Below are 22,927 nucleotides of genomic sequence, written 5' to 3'. Positions count from 1 at the left end.
CTGTTTTTTAGTTATTCTGTTCTTCTATGATGATCCCGGTAGAATTAATATCCGATACATAAACCATGCTATTGATATTGATCTGATCATAAACCGATTTCATCATCATGGCAATATCCCTGGCCGTTTTTTTTCTTTTCCGTTAACATGAAAACAGAAGGCCCTGATCCTGAAATTCCTCCCCCCCAGTGCCCCTATTTCCAGGCTTTCTCTCTTAATGGTATCAAATTCCGGAATCAAAATGCTTCGAACCGGTTCTACAATAACATCATTCAGGCTTCTCCCAATTAGGGACAGATCATTTTTTTCAATACCGGCAATGAGCCCGGCAATATTTCCCCATTGCGTTATGGCATCTTTCAGCTGAATATTTTTTTTTAAGGATCTGTCTTGCGTCAGATGTTTTTACTTCAACCTGCGGATGCACAGCGGCAATGAACAAACCAGGAGTATTCAGGGAAATAATATCAATAGGATCAGAGGATTTCACAAGGGTGATCCCCCCCATAAATACACGGCGCAATATTGTCCGCATGCCGTACTCCGGAAGCGAGCTCTTCTCCAAACATCGCAAAATGAATTGTTTCTTCCCTGGACAAAATATTTCCTATCAGGATATTTGCCGCAAAAGCGGCACCTGCAGCACTGGCAGCACTGGAACCGAGGCCGCTGCCGGGCTTGATGTGTTTATGAATAATGACTTCAAATCCGTTCTTCAGGTGAAGATGCTCTTGCATTTTCATAAGGACAACTCCTGCTACATTTTTTGAAGCTTCTTCCGGAAGATTGAAGCCATCGGTATGGCGTACAATAATATCTGGTGTTTCCAATAGTCTTACTTCCATTTCATCATATGGCTCATTGATCGCCATGCCCAGAATATCAAAACCACAAACGAGATTAGCGACAGTTGCCGGGACTTTAATTTTTATACTTTTCATAGATTTTTTTTTAAACGGAACGTACAATATCTGCAAAAACACCACTTGCTGTAACTTCAGCACCTGCACCTGCACCTTTTACAACCAGGGGTTGCTGTGAATATCTTAAAGTTTTGAAAATAACAATATTGTCTTTTCCGTACAGATGAAACAAATCACTGTCGGGCGCTATATGCTGTAATCCAACTTTTGCTTTCCCATTGTCAAACTCTGCGACATATTTTAAAATTTTTCCAACCTTTTTAGCCTGGTCAAATAGATTTTTAAAATGATCCTCATATTTTACAAGTATGGTATAAAAATTTTCTACATCACCCTGCATGCATTCTTTCGGTAAAAAACTAATGTTCTCAATTTCATTAAACTGCAGAGGAAAACCGGCTTCGCGTGCAAGTATTAAAATTTTTCTTGCCACATCAGTTCCGGCAAGGTCCAGTCTCGGGTCGGGTTCAGTAAATCCTTCTTTCTGGGCACGGGCAACAACTTCTGAAAATGATTGGGTTCCATCGTACTCATTAAAGACAAAATTCAAAGTACCGCTTAACACGGCCTTAATGGAAGTAATAGCATCGCCGCTTCTCACCAGATCATTTATAGTTCCGATAATAGGAAGTCCTGCCCCTACATTGGTTTCAAAGAAAAATCTACAATTGTGGTTTTTAGCAAGGTTTTTCAGCTTTTTATAATTTTCAAAATCTGATGCGGCTGCTATTTTATTACAGGCTACAATGTTGACACTCTTTTTTAACAGGTTCTCATAAATTTCCGGGATTTCAGTGTTGGCTGTAAGGTCTACAAAGACCGAGTTTCTAAGATTTCTTGTTACGATCTCTCTGCTAAATTGATGAGCAGAAGCTTTTTCTCCGTTTTCAAGCAGGTTGACATAATCATTTTCCGGAATTCCTTCATTCAAAAATACCATTTTCCGACTGTTGGAAAGACCGGCGATTCTCAGGTTAAGAGATAGATGATCTCTAAGATATTTATTCTGGGCATACACCTGCTGTATAAGCTTAGTGCCTACATTTCCTGTTCCGCAGATGTAAAGATGTACCTGTTTGATTTCCGACTCAAAAAACTCTTCATGCAGAATGTTAACTGCTTTTTTTGTATCATTTTCAGCAATTACGATGCTGATATTTTTTTCCGAAGAACCCTGTGCGATAGCCCTGATGTTTATCCCGTTATTTCCAAGACAGCTGAACATCTTGGCGCTTACACCGCTTCTGCTTTTCATATTTTCTCCTACAACCGCCACAATGGAAAGCCTGTTTTCAATTTTTACAGGTTCAATTCTCTGTAGTTTCAAATCATCTTCAAATGCAAGATTGATTGCGCTTTCCGCGTGAAAAAGCTCTTTTTCATCAATCGCAAGGGTGATTGAATGCTCAGAAGAACTTTGGGTGATTAGGATAACGTTTATTTTTTCGTGGCTTAAACACTGGAAAAGCTTGGCAGAGATTCCGGGAATTCCAACCATTCCGCTTCCTTCAAGAGTGAGAAGAGCAATATTATTCATATTGGAAATACCAACAGCTATTTGTTCCGGATCAGTATTCTGCAGATCATGAGAAATTAAAGTTCCGGAAGCATCCGCATTAAAAGTATTTTTGATACAAAGATCTATATTCTTTATCATGACCGGCTGAATGGTGGGCGGATAAAGTACTTTTGCTCCGAAATGGGATAATTCCATTGCTTCCTGATAAGTTATTTCAGGAATAACTTTTGCCTGGGATACAAGCCTGGGATCGGCTGTCATCATTCCGCTGACATCGGTCCATATCTGAAGCTCCTCAGCGTTAATGGCTGAAGCAATAATTGCAGCGGAGTAGTCTGAACCTCCTCTTCCCAGAGTTGTTCTGTTGCCATGTTCATCACTTGCTATAAAGCCTGGTGCTACGTAAATCTGCCTTGGATTGGTTTCGAAATAATGTCTGAGATTATTATTACTCACATTAAAATCAACTTTTGCCCGGGTATAATGGGTATTTGTTCTGATATAATCAGCTGAATTCATCCATACGGCGTCCAGTCCGGCAGATTCAAACCTTGCCGTAATGATATTTGAAGAGAGGAACTCGCCATAAGAAGCAATCTTATCTTTAATTCTGGGGGTAAATTCTCCCAAGGTGAATATCCCGTTACAAATATCTTCAATATCATTAAAGTGCTTTTTTACAAAACTTAGCCATGCGCTTTGTGCTGAAATGGGAAGAAGGTCTTTTACAAGGTTCAGATGTTTTTCTTCAAGGGTTTTAAGATGATGAGGGTAGCTTTCATTAGCCTCGGAAGCTTGCTCTGCTGCCTTGATCAATAAATCTGTTACTCCATGTAATGCTGAAACTACAACGACAATTTGCTTAGCGGAAGATTCTTTTTTTATAATTTTTTCAACTTGCAGAACTGCCTGTGCATGGGCAACAGAAGTTCCGCCGAATTTTAAGACTTTCATTGTATATTTTTAAGGTTAGGAAAAATTGAAAATGTTACTCTTTAAAAAAAAGAGTACGAGGTACCTGAAATAATATGTGAAAATCTACCCCGTTATGGGGTTGTAGTTGTAGTAGAAATAATAATGGATGATGCAACCGAAGCAGAGAACTCCGGATAAATAGTTACAGATATGTTTTGTACTGATTGCATCTTTGAAGTAACAAATGTAGAAGTTATTTTGGAAAATAAAAATTTTTAATCCAATTTAATGTAATTTTTTTTTAGACTCAAATTTTAGCAGATGTATTGTATTCCTTTGATAGACATAGCTAAATACGATTTTGCATTTCTTTTTTATGACCACCTTTAGACTGTTAGAATGATTGCTTTTATATGTAAGTTCATTGGGAAATCACGAAAACAATAAAAATCTCTACACTTACTTATTGATCCTATACAGATATTAAATACTGCTTTGTTTTGGATTTTATGATTCTCACTTTTATATCAAAAATTTAATCCGAATACAAATAACAAAACTTGAGTGTATGGAAAAGTTAAAGAAGCTCTCCAGAGAAGAGCAGAAAAAAGTGAATGGGGGATTTACCCAATTTCAGATTGATACTTGTGGCGGAGCAGCATATGTGTGTTTCAGACAAGGAGGCTGGGGTTGCTGGCGTACTCCTGGAGGAACCTGTTACCCACCCATGGTGTGATGAACTGACTTTTAGAATTTAAATTGATTAAAATATTCATTATGAAAAAATTATCACGAGTAAAATTAAAAATGATCAACGGAGGATCTTGCCCTGGTGGCTGTCCGGCAGGAAATACTTACGGCCCACCGGGGTCAGGAGCGCCCCATTCCTGTGCTGCCTATCAATTGTTATCACAGTGTTGTAAGAATGAGACGTTTCTGAGTCCTGCGTGTGCCGGGCCAATTACAATGTAGTGTAAGAAAAGGTTATTCTAAATGAGTAACCTTTTTATTTTGTTTGCTTTTTGATTGAATAGAGAGGTCAGTTTGGTCCGGATCCGGAATCATGTGCTGTATTCAATGCAATGCCGGAATGCTGTAAAGCGAGATTAATAGAACTTCCTCCATGTTAATCCAGAGCTAAACACTTTTTGTTTCTAATAAAAATAAATCAAAAAAAGCACTGTGATAACAGTGCTTTTTATTTATTTGATGCTTTTTGAAAGATCAAGCATCGCTTCAATTGGCTTTAAGGCCTTCAAACGAAGTTCTTCGTCGATAAGAATTTCCGGAAGTTCATATTTCATACACAAATAGAGCTTTTCCATAGTGTTTCGTTTCATATAGAAACATTCTGAACAGTTGCAGCTTTCATCGAAAACCAATGCCGGAATCAGTTCCTTATGAGGAGCACGTTTTTTCATTTCGTGCAGAATACCTTCTTCTGTAGCGATAATGAATTTCTGGCAGTCGTCTTTTTCCACATAGTTTAATAACGCAGAAGTAGAACCTATAAAGTGGGCTAATTTTAAAACAGCTTCTTCACTTTCAGGATGTGCAATTAGTTTTGCATCCGGATTATCAGCCAATTGCTGAGCAATTCTTTCCATTGAAAAGGCTTCGTGAACTATACAACTTCCATCCCAAAGGATCATATCGCGGCCTGTTTTTTTAGAAAGATATCTTCCAAGATTTTTATCTGGTGCAAAGATGATAGGTCGGTCTTTAGGTAAGGCCTCAATCACCGTTTCCGCATTGGAGCTGGTTACAATAATATCACTTTCTGCTTTCGTTTCTGCATTACAGTTGATGTAAGTTGCGATCAAAGCATTTGGATGCTGTTCGCGCATTTTTCTCAATCCTTCACCACTACACCCGTCAGCCAATGAACATCCGGCCATTGTATCAGGAAGAACAACTTTTTTTGTAGGGTTAAGGATCTTAGCTGCCTCTGCCATAAAATGGACACCGCAGAATACAATCATATCTGCATTGGTTTCTTTAGCCTGTCTTGCCAGCTGCAAAGAGTCTCCCAGGAAATCTGCGATATCCTGAATTTCTCCCGGTTGGTAATAATGCGCTAAGATAACCGCATTTTTCTCTTCTTTAAGCTTAAGAATAGCTTTCACCAGCTCTTCTCCCTGAGGAATCGCTATATTTTTAATATCTAAAAAACCCCTTACAGGAATTGCAGATTTAGCTTTTTCTAATGTTTCGGTACTCATATCAACCTCAATTTTTTTTAATTACCAGAAGCTAGAGGTTAGAAATCAGAAGTGTGATTTTGGGCATTAGTGCTCATTTCTTACTTTGATCTTCCAGCGATTAGTTGCTGATAAAACTTTTTATTAAACTTTCTATTTCTTTTTTTGCTTGATCCAGATCCGTATTGACGACAATTTTATCAAATTCTCCGGCGTAGGTCATTTCCTCTTCTGCCTTTTCTACACGGGTTTTAATGGTTTCTGCATCATCTGTATCTCTCGAGATCAATCTTCGTTCCAATTCTTCAATGGAAGGAGGTTCAATAAATATAGATAATGCTTTTTCTCCAAAATATTTTTTTAGGGAAATCCCTCCTTTAACATCGACATCAAAAATAACTACTTTACCTTGCTTCCAGATGTTTTCTACTTCAGATTTTAAAGTACCATAATATTTGTCTGTATATACTTCTTCATATTCTACAAAAGCTTCTTCACTGATTTTCTGTCTGAATTCATCAGGTGTCAGAAAATGATAATCTACAGCATGTACTTCACCTCCTCTCGGCTGTCTTGTTGTACAGGAGATGGAGAATTTAAGCTCCGGAAATACGGATAATGAATGTTTTACCAATGTTGTTTTCCCGCTCCCGGAAGGTGCTGAAAATATGATCACTTTTTCCATATAGTTGTCAGTTGCTGGTTGATAGTTAATAGGTTACTTTCAACTGTTAACTATCAATTGTCAACTATTTTATAATACATTTAACGTTTGTTCTTTAATCTTCTCCAGGTCATCCTTCATCATCACCACCAGCTTCTGAATTTCAGCATGGTTGGCTTTTGAACCTAATGTATTGATTTCCCTTCCGATCTCCTGAGAAATGAAACCTAATTTCTTCCCATTGAAATCTTCATTATCCATTACCTCTTTGTAATATTTTAAATGTTGGGAAAGTCTCACCTTTTCCTCAGAAATATCAAGTTTTTCCGTGAAATATGCCATTTCCTGATAGAAACGTGTTTCATCTACATTTTCAAACTCTTTCAGGGACTTTTGATAACGCTCCTTTACACTGTTGATTCTTACTTCTTCGTAAGGAACAACTTCAGATAAATATTTGTCGATATTCTGAATATTCTTTTCAAGTTCAAGGTGTAAGGTTTTTCCTTCTGCTTTTCTGAATTCTTCAAATCTGTCAATTGAACTGTTGACAATAGCAGCTAAATTTTCCCATTCACCTTCTGTTAGTTCGTCGGGTCTGGACGTGATGGCATCAGGAAGTCTTACTGCCATTTTAAGATATTCGAAATCTGGTCCGTCTGAGGCGATAGCACGAAGTTCATTGATGTAAGAGTCAATAAGATTTTTATTAATCTTTACATCGTTGGTTTCTTCAAGATTTTCCACAGAGATGTAGCAATCTACTTTTCCGCGGATAATTCTGTCGTTAAGGATTTTTCTGATTTCGAATTCTTTTTCTTTATAGCGCAACGGTATTTTGATATTTAAATCAAAGCTCTTGCTGTTCAGTGATTTAATATCTACGCATATTTTTTTTCCTTCAAAAACATCTTCGGCTCTACCGAAGCCAGTCATTGATAAAATCATAGTTTTTTATTGTCGTACAAAGATAAACATTTAAATTAGCACTGTGAAATCTATAAAGATTCCATCTGACGATAAAAAATGAAAGTGAACTGATGAAAAATTTGATTTCAGTAGTGGGACCCACCGGAATTGGAAAAACAAGACTGGCAATTGATCTGGCTAAGCATTTCAATACGGAAATCATTTCCTGTGACTCACGCCAGTTTTTTGCGGAAATGAAAATAGGTACCGCCTCTCCATCAGCAGAGGAACTTGCCGAAGCTCCTCATCATTTTATTGGAAATCTTTCGGTCAAAGAATATTACTCTATCGGGCAATATGAAGAAGACGCCTTACAAAAACTAAACGAACTTTTTAAGAAATACAATACCGTGATCCTTGTCGGAGGAAGCATGATGTATGAAAAAGCGGTCATCGAAGGACTGAACGACCTTCCTGAGGCTAATACAGAAAATCAACAAAAATTACAGGATATTTTTGAGACTGAAGGCATTGAAAAACTACAGGAAATTTTAAAAGAACTTGATCCGGAATACTATTCAGTTGTTGATATTCATAATCATAGAAGACTCTTAAGAGCCATTGATATCATCTGGCAAACTGGTAGAAAGTATTCGGAACTGATATCTGTTTCTCAGGATTCCCGTGATTTTAATGTAATCAGGGTGGGAATTGAAGCTCCCAGGGAAGAATTGTATGAAAGGATTAACAGGAGAGTGGATATCATGATGGAGAAAGGTTTGCTGGATGAAGCTAAAGGGCTTGAAGAATTTAAACATCTTACTGCTTTGAATACGGTTGGTTATGCAGAATTGTTTACATATTTTGAAGGAACCTGGAGTCTTGATTTTGCTGTTGAAGAAATTAAGAAAAATAGCCGGAGATATGCGAAACGCCAATTGACCTGGTATCGAAAAGCGGATGATATTCATTATTTGCAGGTAGGGTATTCACAAAATGATTTCAATAACCTGATTGAATATATTAATCGGAAAGCTTTACAATAATTCTTTTTAGTCTTTAGTTATTTGTTAAACTTAAAAAGCAAATTTAGTTTAACTATGTTTTAAGATTAAGAAACGTCTATTTGATTTTCCTTAGAAAACCACACCTACAGAATCTTTTTTCGCTTAAGGATTAAAAAAAAAAGTGCGATCCCTAAAGACCGCACTATCAACAATATTAAATTTAATTGACTACTTCCATCCTCCACCTAAGGCTCTGTACAGATCAACAATACTGCTTAATCTTTGTCTTTTTACAGATGCCAGGTTTAATTCTGCCTGAAGAGAGTTGGCTTGTGCCGTAATCACTTCAAGATAATTAGCTAAACCTCCTTTATAAAGCATTTGAGCACTTTTAATACCATCCTTTAACGTAGTTACCTGCTCAGTTGCTTTTTGTTCCTGAACTTTTAAATTTTCATTGGAAACCAACGCATCGGAAACTTCTCCCATTGCATTTAAAACAGACTGACGGAATGCCAGTACATTTTTCTCCCTCTGAATTTTAGCAACCGCAAGATCGGTTTTCAACTGTCTTTTTTGAAAGATCGGCTGTGTAATTCCTCCCAAAACGGATCCGAATAATGAAGCCGGAATCTGAAACCAATTGTCAAATTTAAAAGAATTGATTCCGCCGTTTGCTGTAATCTTTAATGAAGGATACATGTTAGCTTGTGCAATTCCTACCATGGCGTTGGACTCCAGTAATACCAATTCCTGCTGGCGTACATCAGGGCGACGGCTTACCATTTTTGCCGGAAGTCCTGTGGATAGATCCTGGGACAAAGAAGTATCAGACATTTCGATCCCTCTGTTGACTTTATTGGGAGCTTCACCGACCAATATGCTCAATGCATTTTCCTGGATTGCAATATTTTGCTGCAATTGAGAAATTAAAAGCTCTGTAGACTGCTTCTGAGCGGTAGCCTGCTGAACTCCAAGAGAGGTAGTGTCTCCACTTTCCCACATTTTTTCAGTGATTGATAATGTATTGGTGCTTAGTTCCAGGTTAGATTGTGCAATAGTCAGTTGCTTATCCAGCATAAGCAGGTTATAATACCCCTGAGCAATAGCTGCAACAACCTGGGTCTGGATTGCTTTGGTCGCTTCATAAGTTTGCAGATACTGCATTCTTGAAACTTCCTGCTGATTTTTTATTTTACCCCAGATATCCGCTTCCCATGAAAGGTTGAATGCTGCGTTATAATCCTCTACATGATTTTTTCCTATAAAAAGATTAAGACTTTGCCCGTTCATGCTGTTTTTTGATGGTCTTGAAATCTGTCCTGAGACAGCAAAACCTATATCCGGATATTGAAGGTATTTAGCCTGTAATAATTTTTCCTGTGATGATGCAACTTGTTTTAAAGCAATTTGCAGATCAAGGTTATTTGCAATTCCTTTTTCTATTAATCCCTGTAAAATAGGATCTTTAAAAAAATCTTTCCATTGTAAATTCGCTACACTGGCTGTATCAGCCGTTGCCGTAAAGCGAAAGTCTTCCGGAAGCTGTAAGTCCGGTTCCGTGTAAGCGACCTTAGTCACACACGAAACCGCTATTACAGCCAATATAAAAGTTAGAAAAATATTCTTTATTAATTTCATTGTTTTTCTTTTAAGTGGACCTTAATGACCTGGCGCTAAAGCCTGATTTTGTTTTTGAAGTCTGCGTTTTTTTCTGCTTGGCATTTTTTCATGCAGATATTGGAAAATCACATACATCACAGGGATAATGAAGATCCCGAAAATTACTCCGGTTAGCATTCCCCCCCACAGTACTGATACCGATAGAGTGGTTACCCTTTGCGGAAGCTCCCTGTGTCCAAACCAATGGAAGCATACCAATGATAAAGGCAAATGAGGTCATTAAGATAGGTCTTAAACGTAATCTTGAAGCCTGAAGAGCTGACTCGATCAATGTTTTACCCGCTTTTCTCCTCTGAACAGCAAATTCTACAATAAGAATCGCATTTTTCGCCAGTAATCCCACGAGCATGATCAGTCCCACCTGTACATAAATATTATTATCTATTCCTGCTAACCCTGTGAAGGCAAACACTCCGAATATCCCCGTCGGAACGGTAAGGATAATCGCAAAAGGAAGAATATAGCTTTCATACTGTGCTGCCAATAGGAAGTAAACAAATAAAATACTCAACATGAAGATGAAAGCAGTTTGTCCACTGGTTTTGATCTCTTCACGGGTAATACCTGTCCATTCATATCCATATCCACGCGGAAGAGACTGTTTAGCGACTTCTTCCACAGCTTTGATTGCGTCACCGGTACTGTATCCTGGTTTTGGAGTTCCGTTAATGGTTACCGCATTGAACAAGTTATTTCTTGTTACGGTTTCCGGTCCGAAAGTCCTTTTCAAGGTTACTAATGTTTTGGTAGGAACCATTTCTCCCTGTTTGTTTTTAACATAAATTCCCTCTAAAGAATTGATGTCTGTACGATAAGGAATATCAGCCTGTGCCATTACTCTGTAGTACTTACCGAATCTGTTGAAATCCGAAACGAAGCTACTACCGAAATAAATCTGCATGGTCTGCATCAGATCCGTAACAGATACTCCCAGCTGGTTTGCTTTATCCGCATCCACTTCTATAGTGTATTGTGGATTTCCTGCAGCATAAGTGGTGAAGGCAAATGCAATTTCTTTACGTTTCATCAGCTCACCAATGAACGCCTGGGTATTAGCTCCCAACTGTTCAAAAGATCCGTTGGTTTTATCCTGTAACATAAACTCAAATCCACTTACGTTACCGAAACCTTGGATTGTAGGGAAGTTAAAGAAGAATGCGCTGGCATCTTTTACCTGGCTCACTTTTCCCGTTAACCCGGCAGCAATCTGATCAGGATCTTTTACATCACCTCTTTTGTCAATATCTTTTAATTTGATAAATCCGGCAGAGTAAGGAGAAGCATTCGCATTACTGATAAAGTTTACTCCATCCGCTACCCATAAGTGGTTGGTTGCTTTTTCTCCGTTTACGATTTTATCAATTTGTTTTGTTGCACGTTGGGTTCTGTCCAATGAACTTCCCGGAGGAGTGTTTACCGCATATAAAACAAAACCTTGGTCTTCTGTTGGAATAAATCCTGACGGTGCCTTTTTAATTAAGATAACACTTGCTGCAATTAATACGGCTAATCCACCTACAGCTACCCATTTATTTTTAATTAAAAATTTAAGGCTATAGATATATTTTTGAGTCATGTTATTGAAGCTGGTATTGAATGCATTGAAAAATTTTGCACCAAATCCTTTTTTCTCATGACCATGCTCTCCATCCTGTGGATCTTTTAAGAAAAGAGCACATAAAGCAGGACTTAATGTTAATGCATTTACAGCTGAAATAAGGATCGCAATTACCAAAGTGAAAGCGAACTGTCTGTAGAAGACCCCAGCAGGTCCCTGCATGAAACCAACAGGAATAAATACAGCACACATTACTAAAGTAATGGAAATGATCGCTCCTGAAATTTCACTCATCGAGTTTACCGTTGCGTTTTCCACAGGCATTCCTGTATGTTCCATCTTGGAATGGACTGCTTCTACCACCACAATGGCATCATCCACCACAATACCAATCGCAAGAATTAAGGCAAACAGAGTAAGCATGTTAATACTGAATCCGAATAACTGCAGGAAGAAGAAGGTACCAATAATAGCTACCGGAACCGCAATCGCCGGGATTAACGTAGATCTGAAATCCTGAAGGAAGATATAAACTACGATAAATACAAGGATAAACGCAATCACTAATGTTTCCACCACCTGATCAATAGAAGCATCCAGGAAGTCTTTGGAATTATACATAATAATTGGATTGACTCCTTTCGGCAGCGTAGTTTTAAGCTCGTCTACCTGCTTTTCAATTTCAGTAAGAATCTCATTCGCGTTAGAACCTGCAGTCTGCAAAATTGCGAAACCTGCTACAGGTTTTCCGTCCACCCTGTTGGTTGCCGTATATGTATAAGAGCCGAATTCTACTCTTGCAACATCTTTTAATCTCAGGAAGGAACCATCGTCATTTGCCTTAATAGCTATGTTTTCATAATCCGCATTCTTGTTCAGTTTTCCTTTATATTTAAGGATATATTCGTAAGTTTCCTTACTTCCCTGGCCAAGACGTCCCGGAGCAGCTTCAAGGTTGTGATCTTTAATAGCTGTCATTACCTCTTGCGGAGATAAATTATTAGCTGCCAGACGATCCGGTTTCAGCCATATACGCATGGAATAATCCTGTGTACCGAATACCTGTGCCTGTGCAACTCCCGGAATACGTTGTATCTGTGGAATTACATTGATCTTAAGGTAGTTTTGTAAAAACAGTTCGTCATATTGTTTCGGATCATCACTGGATAATCCCATAAACATGATCATACTGTTCTGTACTTTCTGAGTTGATATTCCGGCCTGAACCACTTCCTGAGGAAGCTGGCTCATTGCCTTTGATACCCTGTTCTGAACGTTTACCGCAGCGTTGTCAGGATCTGAGCCCTGTTTGAAATAAACGCTCAAAGTCATCGATCCGTCATTACTTGAATTGGAAGTCATGTAGGTCATATTTTCAACCCCGTTCACCGCTTCCTCAATAGGGACAGCGACAGAACGTGCTACCACTTCCGCATTGGCACCCGGATAAAAGGCCGTTACCTGAACGGTAGGAGGCGCGATATCCGGAAATAATGTAATCGGAAGATTGAAAACCGACAGTATTCCCAGTAATAGTAATATTATGGAGATGACCGTAGAGAGCACTGGTCTTTCTATAAATTGTTTTAACATAAGAAGTTTATTTTTTTTAAGTCTTCTGTAATGGTACAGGTATTTACAAAGGTTTTGATTTGAACAAGCTGTCAGAAGATACTGCTTTCGGTTGTATCGTAGCACCATCTTTTAAGCTTCCAAGACCTTGATATACAATCTTGTCACCTACAGAAATTCCGTCGGAAATGAAGTAATAGCTTTCTGTTTTTCCAGAAATAGTGATTGGTTTGCTCGTTACTTTTTTGTCTTTTCCAACGACATATACATATGTTTTATCCTGAATCTCAAATGTAGATTCCTGTGGAATAACCACAATATTGGTAAGAAGCTGAGGCATACGCACTCTTCCTGTATTTCCCGTTCTTAGCGCCCCCTGAGGATTTGGGAATACCGCACGTACACTGATTGCTCCTGTACTTTTATCGAACTGACCGTCTACAATGCTCATTTTCCCTTTTTCAGAATAGATGGTGTTGTCAGCGATTACCAATTCTACCATCGGCATATTTTTCAGTTTTTCTTCCAGAGACGCACCCGGGTATTTCTTTTGAAAAGCGATAAAATCAAGTTCACTTAGAGAAAAATACGCATATATTTCGCTGATGTCGGATAATAAAGTTAAAGGGTTTGGATCTGTTCTTGAAATTAAACTTCCTTTTTTATAAGGAATTCTTCCAATATAACCACTTACCGGTGCTGTGATTGTTGTAAATCCTACATTGATTCTCGCATTTCCTACCGATGCCTGAGCCTGTGATGCGGCTGCAACAGCGGCTGCATAATTTGCTTTTGCTGTTTTAAGCTGTACATCAGATACCACTTTCGCAGCTACTAACGGCTGAAGGCGGTCTACTTCTACTTTGGCTTTCTGAATATTAGCATTAGCAGCCTGTAAATTGGCCTGTGCCATATTCATTTGTTCACCATAAGCTCTTGAATCGATTTTGAACAGGGGCTGGCCTGCTCTTACGAAGGCTCCTTCTTCTACATATATTTTATCCAGGTAACCATCCACCTGTGATCTGATTTCCACATTGTTTTTTCCTTCCAATGCAGTCGGGAATTCCTGATATGTTGTAGCTGGAGAAGTAATTACAGTATAAACCGGTAATTCTGGTGCAGGAGGGGCCTGATTCGAATTTTCTGCGGCCTTACTGCAGTTCTGTAAAAGGATAATACTTGTTATAAGTAATAAGATCCTCATTGTTCCAGGTATTTTCATTAAAATTTAATTTGTTTTGTTAAGCGTTTGAAAATTTAATAATGTTGTTTTTTTTAATAATTCGTGTTATTTTTTCTAACGGTGTTAATGATAAGTTTAAAAAAAAATTACAGAATTATTAATACTAGAATTAGATCGTCATTTCCATAATCATAAAGTTTTTAATGTTGTTTTTAAGTATATAAAGGTGAGGTGTATCGCGTTAATTTTACTAACAGTGTTAATGTTCAGGGTTGAATTTATGATTGTATTATCGTTAAATCCTTTGAAGTTCTTAATGCTAATTTTGTTTAAAAATCCAATTTAATTGTGCTATTTTTCCTAACGGTGTTAAGGTTTGGTTCAAAAAAAAATTTACAAAGACTTAATAAAAGCCGCCACTGTTTCATCCAGGGTAGTTTTGTTCATAGTGGCAGGAATATCAGTATTACGCATCATCATAATTGATATTAAACCATGTACCGCAGAAAACAAAGCATGTGACATATGGCATGCATTATCCGGATTAGATCCGTTTTTCTTAATAATATTGTATGTACAGTCGTAGATCATATCCTGGAAAGAAGAAAATTCTTCCTTCATTTGCCCTTTACCACTGCATTGCATTCCCAATCCAAACATTAACTGGTAATATTCTTTATTTTTAAAAGCAAATTTCCAATATGTATCTACAATGGCAGTAAGCTGCTCTTCAGGACTGTCATATTTTTTCTGAGCTTTTACCAATTCTTTGTGTAAAAGTTTAAACCCATTTAAAGAAATCTCAAATAAAATAGCTTCTTTATTTTCAAAGTAATCATAAACAACCGGAGCACTGTATTCAATCGCGTCAGCTATTTTCCTAATGGAAAGTGAAGCCCAGCCCTCTGTTTTTGCCAAAGTGAATGCCTCCTGCAAAATGTTTGCACGGATAGACTCCTTTTCTCTTTGACGGCGTTCATGTAATCCCATGATATTTTTTTACTAACAGCGTTAGCAAAACTACGAATATTAACTTGTAACTTCCAAATAATATTGAATAATATTTTTATTTTAACATTTAACTGAACTTTATAAAAACCTGAATTGCCCAATCATAAAAGAAATTTTATCTTTGTAGGCAAAGAAATAAAGGATATGAATACTCCCTCAAATATGTTGGCATTAGGAACAAGAGCTCCGTTTTTTGAACTTCCTAATCCGTCAAAAAGTAATGAAATTCAGTCATTGGATGATCTGAAAGGAGAAAAAGGAACGTTGGTGATCTTTATGTGCAACCATTGTCCGTTTGTTTTGCATGTAATCGATAAGATTAATGAGCTGTATGAAGACTATCAGGAAAAAGGGATTGAGTTTATAGCTATAAATGCAAACGATATTGAAAAGTATCCCGCAGATTCTCCTGAAAAAATGATCGAGTTCCAGATTGAAAGAAAATTTGATTTTCCTTATTTATATGATGAAAGTCAAAGTATTGCTAAGGCTTATGATGCAGCATGTACTCCGGATTTTTATTTCTTTGATGATAAACTGGATCTTGTTTACAGAGGTCAGATGGATGATTCAAGACCTGGAAATCACAAAGATGTTACAGGTGAAGACCTGATCATTGCTTTTGAAAACCTTCTGTTGGGAGAACCACAGGAAGAGATTCAAAGACCAAGCATGGGATGTAACATTAAATGGAAATAATTATTGAATTGAAATAGAGATTGAAATTTAAACCTGAATTTTTTATATTTTCTTTTCAACCTATTATAATAATAAGATAGTAAAGCTGTTCCTTTTTGGAATGGCTTTTTTATTTGTATAAGTATAAATATCTAAAAAGATTTCTGAACTACTTTTAGAGGTGGGGCCACGCTCTGAATCTTCTCATGTGAAGAATTCCTGATAAACTCTGAAGGTGTTTGTTCGGTGTATTTTTTGAACATCCTGTTAAAATAAGTTACATTGTTGAAACCACAGCTGTAACAGCATTCCGAAATGCTTTTATCCTGAACCATCAGCAGGCAGGCTTTGTTAATACGGTAACGGTTGACAAACTCTGTAAAAGTAATTTGTGTAGCTTTTTTAAAGAAATTGCAAAATGCCGGAAGCGTAAGATTGGCAAGCTTTGCGACGTCTTCTATATTGATGTCCTTATCGTAGTGATGCTCCACATAGGTGAATATATTTTCAAGCCTGGCCTTATTTTTTGAAATGATTGTGTAAGGCATAATCTCTTTATTGAGCAGATTATAATCCTTACGGGTAGAAAGATCAAAAAGAATATCAAGCAAAAGCAGATATCTTTTATACCCTTCAGTTTCCAGCATTTTTTTTCAGCTTAGGCAGTAATGCATTTTTTGTAGCCGGGCTGAAATGAATTCCATATTTGGAAAGCTCCAGTAAGTTTTTAACAGAGCGTGCTTCTATTTCCTGTTCAGGGAATTGTAATATCTCTTCACGGAACTGAAGGACTATTTCCTCATGCGGATCAATGGAATTCAGACCAAATCCGGAATGGGGAATATTCGAACCTATCAGTACCAGATCTCCATTTGAATAATTGCTTTTGTGATAGCCTACGTGCCGGGTTCCACTCCCGGAAATTACGCACACCAATTCAATTTCGGGATGGTAGTGATATTCCCATTTAAATTCAGAAATGGGGGGAGTTATTATGTAATGTGCGAAAGGAGCTTTTCTCATTAGGTAAAACTCTTTCAAAGCTAACTTTCATTAGATTAATGATATTTATGGTATAAAAATAATAATTATATTAATATAGTTCAAATATATATTTACTATGTTAAATTAACGTTAAGGCAAATGCTTCTATCTTAGCCAACAAGAAATTAATTTAATGCGAAATTTCAACATAAAGGCTATTCTGTTTTTAAACTATTTTGTTTTTGCCATTCTTCTGAACTCAGTAGGAACGGTGATCCTGCAGGTCCAGCAGAATTTCGGGATTTCAAAATCCTCAGCGAGTGTTTTGGAGGGTTTTAAAGATCTGCCTATTGCTATCTGCTCCTTTATTCTTGCTTCATTCTTACCCAAAATCGGAATTAAAAATTCCATGCTGATTGCTCTTTTTCTGGTTAGTGGGATGTGCTTTATGATGCCTTTTTCAAATGCATTCTGGTTTTTCAAATTGTTATTTGCCATTGTAGGAGTTTCCTTTGCATTGATTAAAATTTCAGTTTTTACATCCATCGGGCTTGTGACCAATACTGATAAAGAACATTCCAGTTTTATGGGTTTTCTAGAAGGCTTTTTCATGATCGGTGTATTAGCGGGAAATGTACTTTTTAGTTTATTTATTGATGATCATAATCCAAGATCGACACATTGGCTTAATGTATATTGGGTCCTGGGTGCATTGTCTGCTCTGTCGTTTTTGTTTTTATTCTTCTCAAGGTTAAATGAGAAGGAAGCCAGAAGTGAAACGACAGATTTACTAGGAGATATTAAGAATAGCATAAGCTTATTCAGTTACAAAAAAGTATTGTTTTTTCTTGTGTGTGCTTTTCTGTTTGTCTTAGTGGAGCAGAGTTTTCAAACCTGGACACCCACTTTTTATAAGGAGATCCTGAGATTACCCACTTCGATGAGTATACAGGCAGGGGCTGTTTTAGCCGGAGCATTTGCATTGGGAAGGTTTTTATCGGGTTTCTTTTCCAAGAAATTCAGCTGGATTTATGTTGTGTCATTTTGTGTGATAGGTTTTGCCATAAGCTTATTATTTGTTTTACCCCTAACCCATAACATTGAAATCAGTACAGGTACAACATGGTTCAATGCCCCGGTTGTAGTCTATCTGTTTCCCCTTATGGGAGGTCTGTTGGCTCCGATCTACCCGAGTATCAATTCTGTTATTTTAGCATCCATACCTAAATATTTACATAGTGCGATGTCCGGGCTTATTGTTGTTTTTTCCGCAATTGGAGGAACGATAGGTTCGATCATCACCGGTTTTGTATTTCAGGAATTCAGCGGGCAGCGTGCTTTTTATCTTTCATTGATACCACTCTCACTGTTGATCATATCAGCTGTTATTATGAATAAATTAAAAATAAACCCTAAAAAATAGATGAATACACAACTTTATATCAGGGATATCCAGGCACTTTTTGATGATGTCCAAAGATCAAGGATCTTTGAAGATCAAAAGATGATGACAGATGCAGTGCCTTTATTTCCTGTCGCAGAAATCAACGAGAAGTATGAAAAGGAAAGAGTTGCAGCAGATTTTGATCTTAAAGCTTTTGTACTTTCCAACTTTGATTTTTTAGGTGCCACAGTATCTATCCAACGGGAGGATCATTTGCCGATTGATCAGCATATAGAAAAACTATGGGATGAGCTTACCAGGACAGCTTATGAAGAAAGAGGAACACTTTTAAAGCTTCCAAAACCTTATATCGTTCCGGGAGGGCGGTTCAATGAGTTTTTTTATTGGGATAGTTATTTCATTATGCTTGGATTGCAGGTTTCAGGAAGGGTTGAAATGATGAAAAATATCGTTGAGAACTGTTCTTATTTAATTCGAAATATAGGATTTGTTCCTAATGCGAGCAGGACCCATTTCTTAAGCCGTTCGCAGCCCCCTTACTTTTCATTGATGCTTGATCTGCTTGCAGAGAGTACAGGGGATGAAAATGTTTATATCGAATATTATGATACCCTTGAAAAAGAATATGAATTCTGGATGGATGGAGAAGAAGGTTTAAACAATGATACCCAAAGCAAAAGGGTGTTGAAAACCGACAATGGTGATATCCTGAACAGATATTATGATGCTGAAAATACACCCCGTCCCGAGAGTTACCTGATCGATATTGAAGATCATGAAAATGCTCCGGGAGAAGAATTCTACAGAAACATCAGAAGTGGCTGTGAGTCTGGATGGGATTTTTCCAGCAGATGGTTTTCAGACGGGGAAACCATACAAAGTATAGAAACCCTGAACATCTCGCAGGTAGATGTTAATTGCCTTTTGTGGCATCTTGAAAAAACTTTGGCGAAAGCTTCAGGTCTTAAACATTTTAAAGAAAAAGAAAAATATTTCAGTGAAAGGGCAGCAAAAAGGAGACAGGTAATTGATGCATATTTCTGGGATCAGGATGCCCGGACTTACAAAGATTATCATATTAAGAAACACAAAAATACAGTGTCCGAACATATTGCTGCTCTTTATCCATTATTTTTAGGTCTGGCCAGCGATGAACAGGCAAAGGCGGTTTCCGAAATTATCGCTGAAAAATTCCTTTACAAAGGCGGTCTCGTTACGACAACAAAACGTTCCGGCCAACAATGGGATCTACCGAATGCCTGGGCACCTTACCAATGGCTTGGGTTTGTTTCGATGAAAAATTATGGATTTACACAATTAGCTAATGATATAAAAAACAACTGGTGCTCTAATGTCGAGAGAGTTTATGCGAATACAGGTAAACTTATGGAAAAATACAATGCATTAGACAATGAAGCGATAGCCGGAGGAGGAGAGTACCCTAATCAGGATGGATTTGGTTGGACAAACGGAGTCTATTTAAAATTAAAACAATAATTAAATTCTATATGGGCATGAAAAAAAAAATCAATCTTTTTACTCGCAGGAGTCGCTACGCTATATTTTAATAATGCGTATGCACAGGAAACGGTTAAGGATTCCACCAGAACAGGATCTATTGATCAGGTAGTTATCACGGGTAATGCAAACCCGAAAAAGAAAATAGAATCAAGTACGGCAATTTCTACGTTCAGTGCAAAAGAAATCCAAAAACAAAATCCTATCAGTGCAGCGGCATTGCTGCAGCGTGTTCCGGGTTTTGCTGTTGAAACTTCTGGTGGGGAAGTGGGAAATAACCTTTTCGCAAGAGGAATTCCTTCTGCCGGAGCATACGAATTTGTTCAGGTACAGGAAGATGGATTACCGGTTTTTGAAGATGGAGCTTTGCAGTTTGCCAATGCCGACAACTTCTTCCGGGTTGACAATTCTGTAAACCGACTGGAAGCATTAAGAGGAGGTTCGGGATCAATTTATGCTAACAACTCTCCCGGAGGGCTAATCAACTTTATTACGAGAGAAGGAACCAATGATTTCCGGGGAAGTGCTAAACTGGAAACAAGTACTTATGGATTAATGCGTACTGATGTAAACGTAGGTGGCGCTTTGGTACAGGATAAATTGTTCTTTAATATCGGAGGGTTTTACAGGACGGACAGCGGAATCAGAAAAACAGGGTTTAAGGCCAATGACGGGGGACAGATCAGGATGAACTTAAAATATGTATTTGATAAAGGATACGCAAAAGTATATTATAAGAAACTTGATGACAGAAATACCTTTTTCTTACCGATTCCATTAGTACAGAATGGAAATGACCTGAAAGAATTTCCTGGCTTCGATGCTAATTACGGGACATACAGTTACCGATCCATCAGCCAGCTGAATATTCCACAGCCCGGAGGAGGGTTCTTCAGAAGAAATCTGGAAGACGGAATTCATCCGAAAGTAGATGTCGTAGGCGCTGAATTCAAATATGATCTTGGAAACAATTTTACCGTTTTGAACAAGACAAGATATACGAATATCAATATGAATTATACCGGTATATTTCCTGCGGGAGCACCTCAACAGGCAGGTGCTTTTGCCAACAGCAACGGAATTGCGGGAAATAATTATCAATATTCTCTGGTAAGCAACGGGGCTCTTGTAAATCCGCAGTATGTGCAGAAGCTAGGATTCTGGGCGATTGATAAGCAGATGAATAATTTTGTCAATGATTTACAGTTCAATTATAAATTTGATAAAGGAAATGTAACGGCCGGATTTTATAAATCAAACTGGAAGTCTCATCAATACTGGAACTGGAGCAATATTTTGACCACAGCCACAGACAGGCCTCAGCTTCTTAATCTGGTAGATACCTCATTGAGCCCTACTGATGTAGGATATTCTAAAACTTATAACGGGGTTACAGATATGTCTTTTCTTGTGAGGGATTCTCAAATCCAGGGAAGTTTGAATGATGTTTACTTAAATCTGGATTATAATATTACAGATAATTTAAGCTTTAACGGAGGAATTCGTTACAGCCGTGATTATTATAAAGGATATGGAGTAAATACAACAACAGCAAATCTGAATAATTCTGGATTAACGACAGATGGAACCCATAGTTTTGCTACTACGACAGCCGACGACAATATGTCTGTATTGGGAAATAAATACAAATACTGGAATTACGATGTTAACAGAGTATCTTTTACAGTAGCTTCCAACTATAAGATCAATAAAGAAAATGCGGTTTATGCCCGCTTCTCAAATGGGTTCAGATCTCCTAATGAAGAATCATATTATAACAATATGGCAGATCTGAGCCAGATCAAACCGGTACAAACCAATCAATTGGAAATTGGATATAAGTATTACACCCGTACATTCGACATTGGAGTTATCCCGTTTTATTCAACTCTGAAAAACCTTTCTTTTACAGATGTATATTCTGACGGAACTTCAGAAAATAAATTTGCAAATACAACAAACATTGGAGTAGAGCTTGAAGGATTTGCCAGATTATTCAATAACCTTTTGGAGTTATCATTCAATGGAACTTTCCAAAACCCGAAATACAAGGATTTCACAGGAAGAAATGCCGATGGGTCAACATTTGATTACGATGGTAACCAGGTAAGAAGGATTCCCAAATTCTATTTTAATATTTCCCCTGCCGTTAATATTACGAAGCAGTGGAGAGCATATGTGAGCTATAATTATTATGGAAAGCGTTTCCAGGATGAGGCGAACAGTGATAAAAATATTTTACCTTCATTCAGTGAGGTAGGGGCAGGAACTTCCTATCAGTTAGGTAATATCCGTTTTGCAGTTGACGGAACCAATATTTTCAATACCATAGGTATTACTGAAGGAGATCCAAGATCTCCGCTTACAGGAACCGGAGATATAAGAATGGCAAGACCGATCATGGGTGCTGCAGTGAGAGCATCTGTAACATTTGATTTCTAGATCTATTTCTCAATATGTAAAAACCGTCAGAACAGTCTGACGGTTTTTTTATTGAGTGTTATGACTAAAATCTATGAAAAATAAGGTATTGCTAATCTTATTTCAAAAAGGGATTATATTGTTTTTCAAAACCAATGGTCGTTGGATTTCCGTGACCTGAAAAAACCTGGGTCTCTTCATCTAATACAAAAAGTTTGGTTTTAATTCCGGTGATCAGCTGTTCGTAATTTCCTTTATACAGATCTGTTCTTCCAATACTTCCTTCAAACAAAACATCTCCGGAAATCATGAATTTCTGTTTTTCGTTGTGGAAAACAATGCTTCCGGGAGAATGCCCGGGAACATGATAGATTTTGAATTTTTCACCATCAAAGTCCAGTTCGTCACCATCATTGATATATTGAACCTCTACTTTTACAGGGTCAATATTAATTCCAAACCTTATTCCGCTCATCTGAAGCATATCCAGAATTTCCTGATCCTGCTGATGCATATGTACGGGAAGGTTAAACGTGTCATATGCCCACTGCAAACCAAAAACATGGTCAATATGGGCATGGGTGAGAAGTATTTTTTGAATTTTTAGGTCGTTATCCTTAATGAAATTACTGATAAGGTTGGTTTCCTGCTCATTCATGTTTCCCGGATCAATTAACCAGGCATTTTTATGTTCATTATATAAGATGTAGGTGTTTTCGCTTGCAAAGTTGAATACAAAGGCTTGGATCTTCAGCATGTTCTGATTGTTTTTT

At 37.6% G+C, this 22,927-nt stretch carries 20 protein-coding genes and 1 pseudogene; 7 read left to right on the top strand and 14 right to left on the bottom strand.

Annotated elements, in window-relative coordinates; genetic code table 11:
• Positions 1 to 105: 105 nt before the first annotated feature.
• From ACJ5H0_RS09645 to thrA, 4 genes are read right to left on the bottom strand one after another with little or no spacing between them, the layout of a single operon-like run.
• Complete coding sequence (locus ACJ5H0_RS09645) at positions 106 to 264, bottom strand: hypothetical protein (RefSeq protein WP_411249515.1); 159 nt, start codon at positions 262 to 264, stop codon at positions 106 to 108.
• Positions 265 to 307: 43 nt separating this feature from the next.
• Positions 308 to 508 (bottom strand): hypothetical protein, encoded by a 201-nt coding sequence (locus ACJ5H0_RS09640; protein ID WP_411249148.1) that lies wholly within the window; start codon positions 506 to 508, stop codon positions 308 to 310.
• Complete coding sequence (locus ACJ5H0_RS09635) at positions 477 to 941, bottom strand: GHMP family kinase ATP-binding protein (RefSeq protein ID WP_411249146.1); 465 nt, start codon at positions 939 to 941, stop codon at positions 477 to 479. The genes ACJ5H0_RS09640 and ACJ5H0_RS09635 overlap by 32 nt, the downstream gene beginning before the upstream one ends.
• Before the next feature lie 10 nt (positions 942 to 951).
• Positions 952 to 3,396, bottom strand: a complete 2,445-nt coding sequence (thrA, locus tag ACJ5H0_RS09630) for a bifunctional aspartate kinase/homoserine dehydrogenase I (RefSeq protein WP_411249144.1) — start codon at positions 3,394 to 3,396, stop codon at positions 952 to 954.
• Between the two features lie 529 nt (positions 3,397 to 3,925).
• Between thrA and ACJ5H0_RS09625 the strand changes: the two genes are divergently transcribed.
• A complete protein-coding gene (locus tag ACJ5H0_RS09625) occupies positions 3,926 to 4,093 on the top strand; it encodes a bacteriocin-like protein (RefSeq protein ID WP_172280353.1) in 168 nt (55 codons plus the stop codon).
• A gap of 41 nt (positions 4,094 to 4,134) precedes the next feature.
• Complete coding sequence (locus ACJ5H0_RS09620) at positions 4,135 to 4,329, top strand: hypothetical protein (RefSeq protein ID WP_411249141.1); 195 nt, start codon at positions 4,135 to 4,137, stop codon at positions 4,327 to 4,329.
• Positions 4,330 to 4,559: 230 nt separating this feature from the next.
• Here ACJ5H0_RS09620 and nadA read toward each other — a convergent pair whose 3' ends face one another.
• From nadA to ACJ5H0_RS09605, 3 genes are all read right to left on the bottom strand, one after another.
• Positions 4,560 to 5,579 carry a quinolinate synthase NadA gene (gene nadA / locus ACJ5H0_RS09615; protein ID WP_411249139.1) on the bottom strand — a complete coding sequence of 340 codons (1,020 nt, stop codon included), beginning with the start codon at positions 5,577 to 5,579 and terminating at the stop codon, positions 4,560 to 4,562.
• Between the two features lie 100 nt (positions 5,580 to 5,679).
• Entirely contained in the window at positions 5,680 to 6,243 is a 564-nt protein-coding gene (gene gmk / locus ACJ5H0_RS09610) for a guanylate kinase (RefSeq protein ID WP_273649339.1), read from the bottom strand.
• 69 nt (positions 6,244 to 6,312) lie between these two features.
• Positions 6,313 to 7,170, bottom strand: coding sequence for a YicC family protein (locus tag ACJ5H0_RS09605; RefSeq protein ID WP_172280340.1), 858 nt, complete (start codon positions 7,168 to 7,170; stop codon positions 6,313 to 6,315).
• Positions 7,171 to 7,262: 92 nt separating this feature from the next.
• On the opposite strand from ACJ5H0_RS09605, the gene miaA reads away from it, so the two are divergent.
• Positions 7,263 to 8,177: a tRNA (adenosine(37)-N6)-dimethylallyltransferase MiaA gene (miaA, locus tag ACJ5H0_RS09600; protein WP_411249137.1), complete on the top strand. Its 915-nt coding sequence runs from the start codon at positions 7,263 to 7,265 to the stop codon at positions 8,175 to 8,177.
• Positions 8,178 to 8,366: 189 nt separating this feature from the next.
• Here the strand turns inward: miaA and ACJ5H0_RS09595 are convergent, their stop codons facing one another.
• The 4 genes and pseudogenes from ACJ5H0_RS09595 to ACJ5H0_RS09580 all read right to left on the bottom strand — a co-directional run bounded on the left by ACJ5H0_RS09595 (position 8,367) and on the right by ACJ5H0_RS09580 (position 15,127).
• Positions 8,367 to 9,779 (bottom strand): efflux transporter outer membrane subunit, encoded by a 1,413-nt coding sequence (locus ACJ5H0_RS09595; protein WP_273649334.1) that lies wholly within the window; start codon positions 9,777 to 9,779, stop codon positions 8,367 to 8,369.
• 21 nt (positions 9,780 to 9,800) lie between these two features.
• Positions 9,801 to 12,972 (bottom strand): annotated as a pseudogene (locus ACJ5H0_RS09590) (efflux RND transporter permease subunit).
• A 43-nt stretch (positions 12,973 to 13,015) separates the two neighbouring features.
• A complete protein-coding gene (locus ACJ5H0_RS09585; RefSeq protein WP_172280332.1) occupies positions 13,016 to 14,176 on the bottom strand; it encodes an efflux RND transporter periplasmic adaptor subunit in 1,161 nt (386 codons plus the stop codon).
• Between the two features lie 354 nt (positions 14,177 to 14,530).
• Entirely contained in the window at positions 14,531 to 15,127 is a 597-nt protein-coding gene (locus ACJ5H0_RS09580; protein ID WP_411249134.1) for a TetR/AcrR family transcriptional regulator, read from the bottom strand.
• Positions 15,128 to 15,292: 165 nt separating this feature from the next.
• Between ACJ5H0_RS09580 and ACJ5H0_RS09575 the strand changes: the two genes are divergently transcribed.
• Entirely contained in the window at positions 15,293 to 15,847 is a 555-nt protein-coding gene (locus tag ACJ5H0_RS09575; protein WP_172280328.1) for a thioredoxin family protein, read from the top strand.
• Between the two features lie 131 nt (positions 15,848 to 15,978).
• Here the strand turns inward: ACJ5H0_RS09575 and ACJ5H0_RS09570 are convergent, their stop codons facing one another.
• A complete protein-coding gene (locus ACJ5H0_RS09570) occupies positions 15,979 to 16,473 on the bottom strand; it encodes a helix-turn-helix domain-containing protein (protein WP_411249132.1) in 495 nt (164 codons plus the stop codon).
• Positions 16,460 to 16,849, bottom strand: a complete 390-nt coding sequence (locus ACJ5H0_RS09565) for an AraC family ligand binding domain-containing protein (RefSeq protein ID WP_411249130.1) — start codon at positions 16,847 to 16,849, stop codon at positions 16,460 to 16,462. Before ACJ5H0_RS09565 ends, ACJ5H0_RS09570 begins: the two co-directional genes overlap by 14 nt.
• A gap of 154 nt (positions 16,850 to 17,003) precedes the next feature.
• On the opposite strand from ACJ5H0_RS09565, the gene ACJ5H0_RS09560 reads away from it, so the two are divergent.
• From ACJ5H0_RS09560 to ACJ5H0_RS09550, 3 genes are read left to right on the top strand one after another with little or no spacing between them, the layout of a single operon-like run.
• Positions 17,004 to 18,233: an MFS transporter gene (locus ACJ5H0_RS09560; RefSeq protein ID WP_411249128.1), complete on the top strand. Its 1,230-nt coding sequence runs from the start codon at positions 17,004 to 17,006 to the stop codon at positions 18,231 to 18,233.
• The gene (locus ACJ5H0_RS09555; RefSeq protein ID WP_411249126.1) at positions 18,234 to 19,712 is read left to right on the top strand and encodes a trehalase family glycosidase; all 1,479 of its coding nucleotides are present in this window, start codon (positions 18,234 to 18,236) and stop codon (positions 19,710 to 19,712) included.
• 33 nt (positions 19,713 to 19,745) lie between these two features.
• Positions 19,746 to 22,175 carry a TonB-dependent receptor gene (locus ACJ5H0_RS09550; protein WP_411249513.1) on the top strand — a complete coding sequence of 810 codons (2,430 nt, stop codon included), beginning with the start codon at positions 19,746 to 19,748 and terminating at the stop codon, positions 22,173 to 22,175.
• A 97-nt stretch (positions 22,176 to 22,272) separates the two neighbouring features.
• Here the strand turns inward: ACJ5H0_RS09550 and ACJ5H0_RS09545 are convergent, their stop codons facing one another.
• Positions 22,273 to 22,911 (bottom strand): MBL fold metallo-hydrolase, encoded by a 639-nt coding sequence (locus ACJ5H0_RS09545; protein WP_411249124.1) that lies wholly within the window; start codon positions 22,909 to 22,911, stop codon positions 22,273 to 22,275.
• Positions 22,912 to 22,927 lie beyond the last annotated feature (16 nt).

It is taken from the genome of Chryseobacterium proteolyticum, from assembly GCF_046591535.1.
Classification (GTDB): domain Bacteria; phylum Bacteroidota; class Bacteroidia; order Flavobacteriales; family Weeksellaceae; genus Chryseobacterium; species Chryseobacterium proteolyticum.
This window is presented reverse-complemented; position numbering and strand designations above follow the sequence as displayed.

Coding starts and splice junctions, on each gene's coding strand:
- ACJ5H0_RS09640 (WP_411249148.1), bottom strand. CDS start 508: ATGGGGGGGATCACCCTTGTGAAATCCTCTGATCCTATTGATATTATT.
- ACJ5H0_RS09635 (WP_411249146.1), bottom strand. CDS start 941: ATGAAAAGTATAAAAATTAAAGTCCCGGCAACTGTCGCTAATCTCGTT.
- thrA (WP_411249144.1), bottom strand. CDS start 3,396: ATGAAAGTCTTAAAATTCGGCGGAACTTCTGTTGCCCATGCACAGGCA.
- ACJ5H0_RS09625 (WP_172280353.1), top strand. CDS start 3,926: ATGGAAAAGTTAAAGAAGCTCTCCAGAGAAGAGCAGAAAAAAGTGAAT.
- ACJ5H0_RS09620 (WP_411249141.1), top strand. CDS start 4,135: ATGAAAAAATTATCACGAGTAAAATTAAAAATGATCAACGGAGGATCT.
- nadA (WP_411249139.1), bottom strand. CDS start 5,579: ATGAGTACCGAAACATTAGAAAAAGCTAAATCTGCAATTCCTGTAAGG.
- gmk (WP_273649339.1), bottom strand. CDS start 6,243: ATGGAAAAAGTGATCATATTTTCAGCACCTTCCGGGAGCGGGAAAACA.
- ACJ5H0_RS09605 (WP_172280340.1), bottom strand. CDS start 7,170: ATGATTTTATCAATGACTGGCTTCGGTAGAGCCGAAGATGTTTTTGAA.
- miaA (WP_411249137.1), top strand. CDS start 7,263: ATGAAAAATTTGATTTCAGTAGTGGGACCCACCGGAATTGGAAAAACA.
- ACJ5H0_RS09595 (WP_273649334.1), bottom strand. CDS start 9,779: ATGAAATTAATAAAGAATATTTTTCTAACTTTTATATTGGCTGTAATA.
- ACJ5H0_RS09585 (WP_172280332.1), bottom strand. CDS start 14,176: ATGAAAATACCTGGAACAATGAGGATCTTATTACTTATAACAAGTATT.
- ACJ5H0_RS09580 (WP_411249134.1), bottom strand. CDS start 15,127: ATGGGATTACATGAACGCCGTCAAAGAGAAAAGGAGTCTATCCGTGCA.
- ACJ5H0_RS09575 (WP_172280328.1), top strand. CDS start 15,293: ATGAATACTCCCTCAAATATGTTGGCATTAGGAACAAGAGCTCCGTTT.
- ACJ5H0_RS09570 (WP_411249132.1), bottom strand. CDS start 16,473: ATGCTGGAAACTGAAGGGTATAAAAGATATCTGCTTTTGCTTGATATT.
- ACJ5H0_RS09565 (WP_411249130.1), bottom strand. CDS start 16,849: ATGAGAAAAGCTCCTTTCGCACATTACATAATAACTCCCCCCATTTCT.
- ACJ5H0_RS09560 (WP_411249128.1), top strand. CDS start 17,004: ATGCGAAATTTCAACATAAAGGCTATTCTGTTTTTAAACTATTTTGTT.
- ACJ5H0_RS09555 (WP_411249126.1), top strand. CDS start 18,234: ATGAATACACAACTTTATATCAGGGATATCCAGGCACTTTTTGATGAT.
- ACJ5H0_RS09545 (WP_411249124.1), bottom strand. CDS start 22,911: ATGCTGAAGATCCAAGCCTTTGTATTCAACTTTGCAAGCGAAAACACC.